The following is a 12,517-nucleotide window of genomic DNA, read 5'->3' on the forward strand; positions in this document are numbered from 1 at the left end:
GGTCGACGCGGGGGCGGTGCCGGGCGACCCGGACGACGACGCGGCCCGCGACGGCTCGGCGGACGACCTCGGGACGAGCGACGAGCCGGCGGCTCCGACGCACCCCGCGTCGGCTGCGCGCCGTGCGGTGCTGCGGCAGGTCCGGTCGGCCGACCGTCCGCTGCGCGGCGGCCTCGTCGCGCGCGCCGCGCAGAACGCCGAGCCCGGGATCGCGGCGTCCGGCTGGGCCGGCGCCGGTGCCTTCTTCCCGTGGATCGCGCGCGAGGTCCCCGAGGTCGCGGCGTCGCCCGAGCCCGCGCCCGGGTTCGTCTGGGACCCGGAGCGCTTCAGCGAAGCCGACCTGCCGGGCGCGACCGTCGCGCTGCCACCGCTGCAGCGTCAGGTCGTGGACGTCACCGACATCCCCAACCTGCCCACGGACCGGTACCGCGTGCTCCTGACGGCGCTCGCGGACGACGTGGCCGCGCACCCGTTCGACCGTCCGGAGACGGCACGGCGGGTGCACGACGCCTGCCAGTCCGCCGGGCAGCCGATCGGCCGCAGCTCGGTCAACACGGTGATCGCGGGCGTGCTGCTCGCGGGTCTCGACCTCAGCGCCGCACCGAGCGCCGAGCAGATCGCCGACACGTGGGCGGACAACGTCGTCGGGCTGTGCCGCGGCGCCCGCATGGTGCTGAGCGCCGCGGACGTCACCGCGATCCGTACCTGGGTCGGCGGAGGCCTCGCCCCGTCGCGCTGACGGCGGTCAGGCGGTCGCCGCCGCCGCGGCGCGGCGACGGGCCTCGACGGCGATCCGCGTCTCCTCGGCGATGAGGTCGCCGTTGATCGCGGCGCCCGCGTCGAGGCCGGCCGCGGCCGAGGTGATGACCTGGGCCCGCAGGTTCGTGACGTTGCCCGCGACCCACACGCCGTCGACCTCGGTCGCGCCGAACGGGTCGGCGGGCACGCCGGTGCCGACCAGCTGGCCGGCCATCACGGTGTCGACGGTCCTGAGCCCGAGCTGCTCGAGCAGGGCGGAGCGCGCGATGACGCGGGAGGCGACCACGACGGCGTCGCACGGCACGACGTCGCCGTCGGCGAGCCTGAGCCCGGTGAGCCTTCCGTCGCGCTCGACGACCGAGGCGACCGCACCGGGGACGACGGTGATGCCGCGGGCCAGCAGCTCCTCGAGGGCGTCGTCCGCGACGGGCCCCACGACGGTGAGCTCGGACGTCCACTGCCGCCACATCTGGGCCTGGTGGACGGCCAGCGGACCCGTCGCGACGACGACCACCCGCTGGTCGCGGACCTCCCACCCGTGGCAGTAGGGGCAGTGCAGCACGGCGCCGCCCCAGTGGTCACGAAGGCCCGCGATGTCGGGCAGCTCGTCGACGACGCCGGTCGTGACGAGCAGCCGCCGGGCGAGCACGCGTGACCCGTCGGAGAGCGTGAGCCCGAACTGCGCTGCTCCGGGGAGCCGGTCGACGTCCGTGACGGTGGCCTTCCTGAACTGAGCGCCGTACGTGGCGGCGTCCGCGCGGCCGGCCGCGATGAGCTCGGCGGGCGGGACCCCGTCGCGCGTCAGGTAGTTGTGCACACCTCCGGCCGGCGCGTTGCGCGGGTTGCCGTCGTCGACGACGAGCACGGACCGCCGAGCCCGCGCGAGGCAGAGTGCCCCGCTGAGCCCTGCGGCACCGCCGCCGACCACCACCACGTCGTAGGTCGGGGTCGCGTTCCCGTCGGGCATCGTCGCCTCGCTGCTGGTCGGATCCGTGCTGGTGATGTCGCTGGTCTGGATCATGGTCGTCTCCTCGTCGCGGGTGATGGTGAGACACCACCACGGCGCTGCCGACTTGACAATCATCCTTGCCAGAGCGGCAAATGGAGCCATGGCGCAGACACGACACCCGCGGCACGACGAGCCGGGCACCACCACCGGCGACGGGCTCGAGGACGTCCTGCGCGGCGTCGGCCCGCGTCTCAAGGCCCTGCGGCAGCGCCGCGACGTGACGTTGGCCGAGCTCTCGACCGCCACGGGCATCTCGGTGAGCACGCTGTCCCGCCTCGAGTCGGGCCTGCGGCGGCCGACGCTCGAGCTCCTCCTGCCCCTCGCGCGTGAGCACGGCGTGCAGCTCGACGAGCTCGTGGACGCGCCCGTCACCGGCGATCCGCGGATCCACGCGCGCCCGTTCGTCCGCGCCGGCCGCACGTTCGTCCCGCTGACGCGCCGACCGGGCGGCCAGCGCGCGTACAAGATGATCGTGCCGCCGTCCAAGGACGAGCCGCACCTGCGCACGCACGAGGGGCACGAGTGGCTGTACGTGCTCTCGGGCCGCATCCGCCTCGTGCTCAGCGACCACGACCTCGTGCTCCGCGACGGTGAGGTCGCGGAGTTCGACACCCGGCTCCCGCACTGGATCGGCAACCCGGGCCCGGGCGACGCCGAGGTCCTCACGCTCTTCGGCCCCCAGGGCGAGCGCATGCACGTCCGCGCGCGGAGCGGCTCCTCGACCCAGGGCGACACCGCGCCCGAGGGGTGAGTCGCCGGACGACCGCTTGTCGCCGGTCCCACGACACCAGGCTCGGCCGAGGGTCTTGGAGGGCACTCTTCACCCGTCCCCTCGAAAGGCACACCTAGCCGGCCTCCTCCAAGAGCACCCCGGTTGACGGATCCGCGCGCGTTGGTCCGGCGGAGCCTGCCGCCGTGGGTGAAGATGCCGACCGCATTCCACGCGGTGGATCACCCGAGGCCGTCCGGACCGGGTCCCGCAGCGGGCTGCCGTCCGCGCGCAGCACGTCGAAGCCGTGCGCGCGGCGGACGACCCGGAGGTCGCGGTCGTGGACGAGGTCGTGGTGGTACCAGCAGAGCAGGACCCCGTTCTTGGCTGAGGTAGGTCCTCGGCGGCTCCACCAGACGATGTGGTGAACCTCCCCGAGCTCGGGGGGCGTCGAGCACCCCGGGTACTGGCAGTGCCGGTCCCGCGCGATGACCGCGCGTCGGAGCTGCTTGGCATAGGTGCGATGGGCCCGCCCGACGTCGAGCACCTGCCCCTCCGCGTCGAAGACGATGCGGGTCACCTCGGAGTCGCACGCGATGCGCTGGAGCAGGCGCCGGGGGAGCGGCTCGCCCGACTCGAGCTCAGCGGGCGCGAGCAGTGCGGCGCCCTCGCGCGTCTCGGCGTCGGCCCGGCCCTGCCCATCGCCACCAGCAGCACGGTCCCGCTCGTCGGCCTCCGCGGCGAGGCGCTCGAGCGTCTCGAAGGACACGTGGACGCTCAGATGCGGACGGACCTGGGCACCGACGCCGGCCACACCCTTGTCGAGGACCAGGCGTGCGGTGCTCGTGAGCGCGGCGGCGCTCCGCTGCTCTGCCGACCGCTCGTCGTCCTTCGCGGGCACGCCTGCGACCGCCCGGAGTGCGGTGGTGAGGAGCGTGCCGCTCTCGTGCGTGAGGAACCCCGTGAGCGCGAACCCGTCCCGTCGTCGTGCGACCGTGAGGTACTCGCGGCCCGCTGCGTCGCGGTGCTCGCGCTGCGCCGCGTCGTCGTCGACCGCGACGGCCCACCGGCGAGCGACCTTGCGGAAGTCGTCGACACCCAGCCGCCGTGCCGCCGCGAGGAGGAAGCCCTCGTTGCGGTCCTCGTGCGGGCCGGTCAGCGCCGAGCGGCGTGCGTCCGACGTGGGCGCGACCTCGGCGAGCACCTGCGCGTGCTCGAGCGTGATCTCGCCTGCCGCGACGGCGGCGCGGGTCGCGGGCAGCGTGCTCTCCATCGCGCGACCGAGCGTGACCTCGCGACGCGCTGTCCCGTAGGAGACCCCGTCGCGCTGGACCGCCCACTGGGGGAGCGTCCGCGCACCGCCGGACGCCTCCCACACGCCCGCCGCCTCCACCTTGGCGAGCAGGGTCGAGGCGACGAGCCGGAGCCTGTCGTCGGCCTGCCTCAGCGACCGGTGCGCCGCCGCCGCCCGACCCGGGTCGAGCTCGTCCAGGGTCAGGGCTGCGAGCTCGACCGCATCCGCGCTCAGGCGTGCGACCAGCTCGTCGAGCCTCGCCACCGCCTCACTCACCGCACCCTCCGCACCCGTGTCCTCGTCGAACGAGTGTATGAACGACCACTGACACGGCGCCTGGAGGGCCCGCAGGGCCTGGGGACGGGTGCGCCGTCCACAGCGACCCGAGCGTCTCCGCGACCTGCCACAGTGGTGGTCATCGCCTCGGGGGGTCCCATGCACGTCAACCGCATCATCGCCGACCTGCACGTCGCCGACATCGCTGCCGCGAAGGGCTTCTACAGCGACTACCTCGGGCTGAGCACGGAGGACTTCGACCTGGGCTGGGTCGCCCGGTACACCGCGCCGGGATCCGGCGCGGAGGTCCAGCTCGTCACGCGTGACGCGGCCGCACCGGAGGACCCTGTCATCTCGGTGCTCACCGACGACGTCGACGGCGCGTACGAGGAGGCGTGCCGGCTCGGCTACGAGATCGTGCACCCGCTCACGACCGAGCCGTGGGGGGTGCGGCGGTTCTTCGTCCGGGCGCCGGACGGCAACGTCATCAACGTCGTGCGCCATCGCCGCTGAGCACGTGTGCCGGCGGCGCGTCCCCCGTGGGACAGGTCGCCGCCGTGCTGACGACCGGGCACGATCGACGCATGACACAGCTCGAGCAGGTCACGGACGCCGTCGCCTACCACGGGGAGGGGCCCGTGTGGTCGCCGACCTGGGGCGGGCTCCGCTTCGTCGACATGCTCGCCGGTGACGTCTGCACCCTGCGCGACGACGGCTCCGTCGACCGCCTCCACGTCGGCGACGTCGCGGCGTTCGTCCGCCCGCGCCGATCGGGCGGCTGGGTGGTGGGTCTCGAGCGCGGGATCGGGCTCGCTGACGCACCCGACGAGACGCCGCGCGCGCTGCCCGAGATGTGGTCGGACACCGGCCTGCGCATGAACGAGGGCGGCTGCGACCCTGCCGGCAACCTCTACGTCGGCAGCATGCGCTACGACCGCGCGGAGGGCGGCGCGAGCCTCCAGCGGATCGCGCCAGACGGCGGCGTCACGGTCGTCCTGCCGCACGTCACCGTCTCGAACGGCATCGACTTCTCGCCGGACGGCACGCGCGCGTACTACGACGACACCGAGACGGGCACCACGGACGTCTTCGACGTCGTCGACGGCGAGCTGCGCGACCGACGCGTCTTCCACAGCGGGGACGACGGCCGCCCCGACGGCCTCACGGTCGACTCGGCGGGGAACGTGTGGGTCGCGCTCAACGGGGTCGGCCGGGTCCGCTGCTACTCGCCCTCGGCGGAGATCCTGGCCGACGTCGACCTGCCCGTGCGGCTCGTCACCGCGTGCACGCTGGGCGGTCCGGACCTCCGCGACCTCTACGTCACGACGTCGCGGGAGAACCTCGACGACCCCGAGCCGGAGGCCGGTGCGGTGTTCCGCCTGCGCGTCGACGTCCCCGGGCGCCCCGTGCTGCCCTACGGCGGATGACCCGCGCGGAGCTCCTCGGCCCTCCCGCCTGGACGCTCGCGTCCGCAGCCGCGGCCCCGGTCGCCATGATCGGGGGCTGGACCCTCGCCGCCGCGGCCCAGGAGCGCTTCGACCCGGTGCGCGAGACGATCAGCGCGCTCGCGGCGACCGATGCGACCGCGCCGTGGATCATGACGGCCGGGCTCGCGGGCACGGGTCTGGCTCACCTCGTGACCGCCGCGGGGCTGCGTGCGGCGCGGCGGCCCGGCCGGGTGCTGCACGCGGTCGGGGGTCTCGCCACTCTCGCCGTCGCGGCGCTCCCGGTCGACGTCGCCTCCCGCGCGCACGGCGTCGCGGCCGGGATCGCCTTCGTCGCCCTGTCCCTGTGGCCCGCGTTCGCGTGGCGGCGCGGCGAGCGCGTCCCCGTCGTCCTGCGGCCCGTCGTGGGCCTGGCCGCCGCGGTTGTCCTCCTGGCCCTCCTCGTGCTCTTCGTGCTCGAGCTGCAGGGCCTCACGCCCGACGGCGGCGCGGCCACGGGCGCGACCGAGCGCTGGCTCGCGGGCGCTCAGGCGCTGTGGCCGCTCGCCGTCGTGCTCGGCCTGCGCCGTACGCGTCGCTCAGGCCCGCTCGGCGCCTGAGCGCGAGCCTCCTCAGCCGGGCGGGTGTTCCTCGTGCCGCCCGTGCTCGCCGTGCTCACGGTGCTGGTCGTGCTCACGGTGCTGGTCCCGCTCCCCATGCCCCTCGTGCCGCCCGCGGCGCGGGCGGAACCGGACGGCGTCGGCGTCGGGCAGCGTCCACCGGCGCCACCGCGCCAGGATGCTGAGACCCGAGCCGACGACGATCGCGGCGAGCATCCCGAGCGACTCGAACCCGGCGTCGTCGAGCGCGAGCGCCGTGAGGGAGGCGAAGACGGCCGACGTCGCGTAGAGCGTGTTGCCGCCGAAGATGGTCGGGACCTGCCCGACGACGACGTCGCGGATCATCCCGCCGCCCACGGCGGTCGTGACGCCGAGCAGTACCGCGGGCAGCGCGCCCAGCCCGGCCGCGAGCGCCTTCGTCGTCCCTGTCGCGGCCCAGCACCCGAGCACGAGCGCGTCGCCGACGAGGTACATCCGGTTCCACCAGCGGCCCTCGAACCGGACGACGAAGGCGACGAGGGCGCCGACGAGAGCGGTGACCAGGTAGAGCGGGTCCGTCAGCGCGACGGGTGGCCCCGCCTGCAGCAGCGTGTCGCGCAGCATGCCGCCGCCGAGCGCCGAGACGATCGCGAGGATCGCGAAGCCCACGAGGTCGAAGCGGCGTTGGCGGGCGATCGTGCCACCGAGCACGGCGTTGAGGAACACGCCGACCAGGTCGAGCGTCCGGAACAGGCCGGGCAGCAGGTCACCGAGCTCGGCGACGTCCACGGCTCAGCCCTGGGCGAGGCGGTCCAGCGCGAGCGCCGCGAGCAGCGCGGCGGAGACCGGGAGCGCGTCGTCGTCGAACCGCGCGTAGGCGCTGTGGTTGTACGGCGCCGTCGCCGGGTCGAGGTCCGGCGGCGTCGCGCCGACGAACACGAAGGCGCCGGGCACCTGCTCGAGCACGTACGAGAAGTCCTCGGCGCCGGAGACCGGCCGGGCCGCGGGGAGCCACGCGTCGGGGCCGAGCAGCGCGGCCGTGAGGCGCGCGGCGCGATCCGTCTCGTCCGCGTCGTTGACCGTCACGGGGTAGCCCCGCACGTAGCGGACGTCGGCGGTGAGGCCGTGCGCGGCGGCCAGGTGCTCGACGACGCGCGTCAGGCGCTCGGGCACGACGGCGTGGTGCTGGGGCGAGAAGGTCCGGATGGTCGCGTCCAGCTCGGCGGTCTCCGGGATGACGTTGTCGATCGTGCCCGCCGCGAGCCGTCCGACGGACACGACGACGGGGTCGTGCGCGTCGAACTGGCGCGTCACGACGGTCTGCAGCGCGAGCACGATCTCGGCCGCCACCGTCACGGGGTCCGCGGCGTGGTGCGGCGTCGACCCGTGACCGCCCCGGCCGCGCACGGTCACGTACATCTGGTCCGCGGCCGCCATCGTGGGTCCCGGCCTGCCGGTGACGACCCCCGACGGCACGAGCGAGGAGATGACGTGGACGCCGTAGGCGGCGACCACCCGCTCGCCCGCCGCGTCCAGCACACCGTCCTCGATCATCAGGCGCGCGCCGTGCTGCCCCTCCTCGCCGGGCTGGAACATCAGCACGACGGAGCCGGCGATCTCCTCGCGGCGCGCGGCCAGCAGGCGGGCGGCCCCGACCAGACCCGCCACGTGCAGGTCGTGACCGCACGCGTGCATGCGGCCCTCGTGCTCGCTCGTGAACGGCTCGCCCGACGCCTCGGTCACGGGCAGGGCGTCCATGTCGCCCCGCAGCAGCACGGCGGGACCCGGACGCGCACCGCGCAGCACGGCGGTGACCGACGTCAGGGCGGTGCCGGTCGTGACCTCGAGCCCGAGGCCCTCGAGCGCCGTGAGCACGCGCGCCTGGGTGAGCGGCAGGTCGAGGCCCAGCTCCGGGATGCGGTGGAGGTCGTGCCGGAGCTCCGTGAGCTCGGGCCCGAGGGCCCGCGCCTCGTCGAGGAGATGCGCGGTGGGATCGGTCGGCTGGTCGGTCACGACCCGACGCTAGCGCGCCCCGGCGAGCCATGGCCCGCCGTCGTCGGCCATCGGGCTACTCCGGCAGCGTCGCGCCGGGCGCGGTCTCCGCCTCCGGTGCCGGTCCGGGCTCGACGTCGGCGTCCTCCGGCTCGGGCAGTGTCCTGAGGAACCGGAACCAGACGACGCCGGCGACGGTCGCCACCCCGCCACCCACCACCATGGGCAGCACGAGGTCGACGCGACCCAGCAGCCCACCGAGGAGCGAGCCGAGCGGCATCGTCCCCCACAGGAGGGTGCGCCAGGTGCCGTGGACACGGCCGAGCAGACGGCTCGGGATGACGCTCTGCCGCAGCGACATGACCAGGACGTTCCACACCGTCACGGCGCCCGAGCTGAGCACCATCCCGGCGACCGCCACGCCGATCGTCGGCACGACGCCGACCGCGAGCAGCGCGAGGTTGGCGAGGAGGTTCGCGACGGCCATGACGGTGCCGGTCCCGAGGGCCCGCTTCGCGCGGCCGACGACGACCGTGCCGAGGATGCCGCCGAGGGCTCCCGTGAGCATGAACGTGCCGAACCACGCCTCGGGCACGTCGAGCCGGTCGAGCACGAACAGGACCCACGTCGCGAGACCCGCGGAGTAGCAGAGCCCCGTGACCGTGCTCAGGAACCACAGGGTCCGCAGCATGCGGCTCGCCATGATGAACCGGAAGCCGTCGACGAGCTGGCGGTACCAGGCGGTCGGCGGCGCGCCGGACGGTGCGGTGCTGTGGTCGCCGGCGGCGGCCCTGGGGAGCAGGAACGCGAGCACCGCGCCGACGGCGAACACCACGGCGTTGACGCCCAGCGGGATGACCACCGCCGCGGCGAACAGCCACGACGTCAGGGGTGCGGCGACGAAGTTCTGCACGACCAGCTCGCCGGCCTCGATCCGCGAGTTGGCGCGGTGCAGGTCCGCGCGTCCGACGAGGCTCGGGACGACGGCGCGGATCGCGCCGTCGTACACGGTCTCGAACGCGCCGTAGACGAACAGGACGACGTAGAGCCACCAGATGGTCAGCGTGCCGGTCGCGACGAGCAGCACGAGCGCGAGCGCGAGCAGCGTGCGCACGCCGTTGGCGACGCCCAGCGCGCGACGGCGGTCCACCCGGTCGATGAGGACACCGGCCGGGATCGCGAGGAAGAGCCACGGCAGCAGCGCGACGGCGGCGATGCCGGCGACCAGCAGCGGGTCGTCGGTGAGCCGGGCGGCGAGCAGGGGAGCGGCGACCCGCGCGATGCCGTCGCCGAGGCTCGAGCTGAGGTTCGCGGTGAAGAGGTTCGTGAACGCCGGGCCCAGGCCCGTCCGCCGCTCGTCCTCGTGCACCGGCACAGCCTAGGAGTCCCCGCCCGGTCGCAGGGACGACCCCACGCGCACGAGGTTGCCACTGGGGTCCACGACGGCCATCTCGCGCATCCCGTAGTCCGTGTCGACCGGGGGCACGAGGCGGCTGCCCGTCGCCGGGTCCGGGCGGACGGCGCCGCGCCACGCGTCGTGCACCGCGTCGGCGTCGTCGACGTACAGGTAGCACATCGCCGCGGTCGTCAGCGGGTCGACGTCGGGCACGGTCGTGAAGTGCAGCGTCGCCGCGCCGCGACCGAGGATGAGGTAGTCCCACTCCTCGGGCGGTGCGCCGCGGTTCTCGAAGCCGAGCCGCTCGTAGAACTCGAGCGTCTCGCGCAGGTCACGGCTCGGGAGGATCGGGACGGCGTGCTCGGCCATCCCGTCACGGTAGGCCGACGACGCCCCGAGCGGGAGCCCCTTGGCAGCCCCGGGAGCGCGCTGCACAGTGGCACCATGACCGCCACCGACGACGAGCTCGCGTCACTGCCGCACGCGGACCTGGTGGCCGAGGTGCTGCGCCTGCGCGAGGGCATCCGCCGGCACCGCGACAGCACCCTGCACGACCTGTCGTGGCACCACCCCGAGCTCTGGGGCCTGCTGCCCGAGCGGACCGACCCGCTGCCCGAGGTGCCCGAGTGGCCCGAGTTCCTGCGCGGGTGCATCGCCTACCGGCGGTCGCTCGACGAGCAGCTGCCCGACGCGCGGAGGGTCCGGACCGAGTACGACGACGCCTGACCCGGCGCTCAGGCGGCCCGCACGGAGGCGGGCTTCTCGAGGCGCGCGACCAGGTAGCGCGTGCGCCCGGCGGCGAACGCCTCGAACCCGCGCGACCCCTCCATCGCGGCGAACCGGCGGAAGAGCGGGTGCGCGACCTTCGGGACCCAGGCGTGGATGAGGCGTGCCTTGCGGTCGTCGTCGGCCCGGAGCGCCGCGACGACCCTGCCGGTGACGTCCTCCTGAGCGGCGAGCCGGAGGCCGTGCGCCTCGAGCTCGCCCAGGGCCGTGGCCACCCGCTCGGCCGGGCGGAAGTCGGCCCACACGAACGTGCCGCCCGGCCGCAGGACCCGCTGCACCTCCGCCGCGAAGGCCGGCACGGACCCGTAGCAGTGCGAGGACTCGACGTTGACCACGACGTCGAACGACGCGTCCGGGAAGGGCATCGCCTCGGCGTCGCCGCGGACGAAGGAGAGGCCCGGTGCGTGCCGGTGGCGCGCGCACAGGTCGACCGCGGCCGCCGAGAAGTCGAGCCCGACCGTGCTCCGCGGACGGTGCTGCCGCGCGATCCACGAGGCGCCGCCGCCGCGACCGCAGCCCACCTCGAGCACGTCGCGGCCGCCGAGCGGCAGGTCGCCCAGGGTGCGGGCGTAGAGCCCGATGCACAGGCGGTCCGCCTCGTCCTCGGGTGCGAGGACGAGCGGCGTCTCGCCGTCGTCGGGCGCGTAGCCGTAGTTCATGAAGGACCACTCGGGACGTCGAACGCGTGACGCGAGCAGCTCGTAGCAGGCGCGCCACCCCAGGCGTCGTCGGTCCATGCCGCCACGGTAGCCGGGGGCCGGGCGCGCCCGGGTCGGCTCAGACGTCGAGCAGCACGAGCGCGATGCGCGCGGTGTCACCCGCCTCGACGCCCTCCGCACGGCGCACGGCCTTCTTCACGGGGAGCACGTACGTCGCCGCCTTGCTGTCGGGGAAGATCGACGTGCGCCACACCGTGGTGCCGATCCGCACCTCGACGCGCAGCGACCCGAAGCCGCGCGCGACGTGCCCGGCGACGTCCAGGATCTCGTCGGCGACGTCGGTCGGCAGGTTCACGAACGTCCAGCTGTCGGCCTGCCGTGCCTGCCACAGGTAGAGCGCGGCGTCGAACTCGTATCTCGGCCCGCGCTCCGCGGGATCGGTCCGATCGGTCACGCGCGCACCGTAGCGCCGGCGTCCGACACGCGTTCGAGCAGCGTCACGACCTCGTAGTGGGTGGTCTGCGGGAACATGTCGAGCACGCGCGCGCGGACGGGCGCCAGCGACGGCATCGCCCGCAGGTCGCGCGCGAGGGACTCGGCGTTGCAGCTCGAGTAGACGACGTGCCGCACGGGCGACGCCTCGAGCCAGCCCGCGAGCTCCGGACCGATCCCGCGGCGGGGCGGGTTCACGACCACGAGGTCCGGCGGCCGCGTCGAGGCCAGGGCGAAGGCGGTCGCGTCGCCGGCCTCGAACCGGACCCGCTCGAGGTCCGCGTCGGCGCGGCTCTGCTCGGCGCTGGCGATCGCCTCGACGCTCGTCTCGATGCCGACGACGTCGCGCTGCTCGCCGGCCCGTCCCGTCGCGCAGGTGAGCGCGAACCCGCCCACGCCGCAGTACAGGTCCCACAGGGACCGGGGCGCCAGCTCGTCGACCCATGCGCGGGCCTGCGCGTACACGGCGCGCGCGACGTCGGTGTTGGTCTGGAAGAAGCTCTGCGGCCGCAGGTGCAGGACGACGTCGTCGAGGCGCATGCGCAGCGCGCCCTCCGCGGTCAGCAGGATCTCGCGCTCGCCCTCGAGGACGGCCTTGTGCTCGGGCTGGAGGTTCACTGAGGCAACCCGCAGGTGGGGGAGCAGGGCGAGCAGCGCCGGCAGGTGCTTGCGGATCCGGGCGACGGGCTCCTGCGAGCGCAGCACGAACCGGACCATGAGCTCGCCGTCGGGCGACTCGGTGACGAGCAGGTACTTGAGCTCGCCCCGCCGTGCCGCGACGTCGTACGGCGTGAGCCCGGCGCGCGTGACGAAGTCAGCGAGGTGCGGGAGCGCCGTGCGGATCGCCGGCGTGTGCAGGCCGCATGCGCGCAGGTCCACGGTGCGACCCGTCGCGTCGAGGATGCCGACGACCGGCGCGGCAGCCGTCCCGCCGACGACCATCTTGGACTTGTTGCGGAAGCCCTCCTCGCGGCTGCGCACGGGCGGCAGCCAGGCGATCCCGGGGTGCTCGAGGAGCAGGTGCCGGCAGTGGCGCTCCTTGCCGGCGAGCTGCTCGTCGTACGACTGGCCCATGAGGGCGCACGAGCGGCACGCGGCCGCGTCGAAGTAGTCGCAGCGCAC

14 protein-coding genes and 1 pseudogene are annotated in these 12,517 nt (G+C 74.6%); 6 read left to right on the plus strand and 9 right to left on the minus strand.

All coding sequences use genetic code 11. The annotated features are described in order from the left end of the window. Nucleotides 1–739, plus strand: a pseudogene (locus tag ICW40_RS01645) (hypothetical protein); the annotation flags it as partial. 6 nt (nt 740–745) lie between these two features. On the opposite strand, the gene ICW40_RS01650 reads toward ICW40_RS01645, so the two are convergent. Continuing rightward, nucleotides 746–1,780 carry an NAD(P)/FAD-dependent oxidoreductase gene (locus ICW40_RS01650; RefSeq protein ID WP_260458632.1) on the minus strand — a complete coding sequence of 345 codons (1,035 nt, stop codon included), beginning with the start codon at nt 1,778–1,780 and terminating at the stop codon, nt 746–748. Nucleotides 1,781–1,868: 88 nt separating this feature from the next. On the opposite strand from ICW40_RS01650, the gene ICW40_RS01655 reads away from it, so the two are divergent. Further along, nucleotides 1,869–2,519 carry a helix-turn-helix domain-containing protein gene (locus tag ICW40_RS01655; protein ID WP_221652089.1) on the plus strand — a complete coding sequence of 217 codons (651 nt, stop codon included), beginning with the start codon at nt 1,869–1,871 and terminating at the stop codon, nt 2,517–2,519. 94 nt (nt 2,520–2,613) lie between these two features. Here the strand turns inward: ICW40_RS01655 and ICW40_RS01660 are convergent, their stop codons facing one another. Next, entirely contained in the window at nt 2,614–4,047 is a 1,434-nt protein-coding gene (locus ICW40_RS01660) for an HNH endonuclease signature motif containing protein (RefSeq protein WP_221652090.1), read from the minus strand. Between the two features lie 159 nt (nt 4,048–4,206). Between ICW40_RS01660 and ICW40_RS01665 the strand changes: the two genes are divergently transcribed. The 3 genes from ICW40_RS01665 to ICW40_RS01675 all read left to right on the plus strand — a co-directional run bounded on the left by ICW40_RS01665 (nt 4,207) and on the right by ICW40_RS01675 (nt 6,091). Then, nucleotides 4,207–4,560 carry a VOC family protein gene (locus ICW40_RS01665; RefSeq protein WP_221652091.1) on the plus strand — a complete coding sequence of 118 codons (354 nt, stop codon included), beginning with the start codon at nt 4,207–4,209 and terminating at the stop codon, nt 4,558–4,560. A 71-nt stretch (nt 4,561–4,631) separates the two neighbouring features. Beyond that, nucleotides 4,632–5,474 carry an SMP-30/gluconolactonase/LRE family protein gene (locus tag ICW40_RS01670; protein ID WP_221652092.1) on the plus strand — a complete coding sequence of 281 codons (843 nt, stop codon included), beginning with the start codon at nt 4,632–4,634 and terminating at the stop codon, nt 5,472–5,474. Then, nucleotides 5,471–6,091, plus strand: coding sequence for a DUF998 domain-containing protein (locus ICW40_RS01675; protein ID WP_221652093.1), 621 nt, complete (start codon nt 5,471–5,473; stop codon nt 6,089–6,091). Before ICW40_RS01670 ends, ICW40_RS01675 begins: the two co-directional genes overlap by 4 nt. 12 nt (nt 6,092–6,103) lie before the next feature. Here the strand turns inward: ICW40_RS01675 and ICW40_RS01680 are convergent, their stop codons facing one another. The 4 genes from ICW40_RS01680 to ICW40_RS01695 are packed head-to-tail and all read right to left on the minus strand — an operon-like array spanning nt 6,104 to nt 9,827. Next, entirely contained in the window at nt 6,104–6,859 is a 756-nt protein-coding gene (locus tag ICW40_RS01680; protein ID WP_221652094.1) for a trimeric intracellular cation channel family protein, read from the minus strand. Between the two features lie 3 nt (nt 6,860–6,862). Continuing rightward, nucleotides 6,863–8,083, minus strand: coding sequence for a M20 metallopeptidase family protein (locus ICW40_RS01685; protein WP_221652095.1), 1,221 nt, complete (start codon nt 8,081–8,083; stop codon nt 6,863–6,865). A 55-nt stretch (nt 8,084–8,138) separates the two neighbouring features. Continuing rightward, entirely contained in the window at nt 8,139–9,431 is a 1,293-nt protein-coding gene (locus ICW40_RS01690) for an MFS transporter (RefSeq protein WP_221652096.1), read from the minus strand. 9 nt (nt 9,432–9,440) lie between these two features. Continuing rightward, nucleotides 9,441–9,827, minus strand: a complete 387-nt coding sequence (locus tag ICW40_RS01695; protein WP_221652097.1) for a bleomycin resistance protein — start codon at nt 9,825–9,827, stop codon at nt 9,441–9,443. A 75-nt stretch (nt 9,828–9,902) separates the two neighbouring features. On the opposite strand from ICW40_RS01695, the gene ICW40_RS01700 reads away from it, so the two are divergent. After that, complete coding sequence (locus ICW40_RS01700; protein WP_221652098.1) at nt 9,903–10,184, plus strand: hypothetical protein; 282 nt, start codon at nt 9,903–9,905, stop codon at nt 10,182–10,184. Between the two features lie 8 nt (nt 10,185–10,192). Here ICW40_RS01700 and ICW40_RS01705 read toward each other — a convergent pair whose 3' ends face one another. Genes ICW40_RS01705 through rlmC form a run of 3 tightly spaced genes read right to left on the minus strand, consistent with a single transcriptional unit; the run spans nt 10,193 to nt 12,517 of the window. After that, complete coding sequence (locus ICW40_RS01705) at nt 10,193–10,981, minus strand: class I SAM-dependent methyltransferase (protein WP_221652099.1); 789 nt, start codon at nt 10,979–10,981, stop codon at nt 10,193–10,195. Nucleotides 10,982–11,021: 40 nt separating this feature from the next. Next, nucleotides 11,022–11,357, minus strand: a complete 336-nt coding sequence (locus ICW40_RS01710; RefSeq protein ID WP_221652100.1) for a DUF1905 domain-containing protein — start codon at nt 11,355–11,357, stop codon at nt 11,022–11,024. Further along, the gene (gene rlmC, locus ICW40_RS01715) at nt 11,354–12,517 is read right to left on the minus strand and encodes a 23S rRNA (uracil(747)-C(5))-methyltransferase RlmC (protein WP_221652101.1); all 1,164 of its coding nucleotides are present in this window, start codon (nt 12,515–12,517) and stop codon (nt 11,354–11,356) included. Before rlmC ends, ICW40_RS01710 begins: the two co-directional genes overlap by 4 nt.

Source organism: Actinotalea ferrariae (assembly GCF_019733465.1).
Lineage (GTDB): Bacteria > Actinomycetota > Actinomycetes > Actinomycetales > Cellulomonadaceae > Actinotalea > Actinotalea ferrariae_A.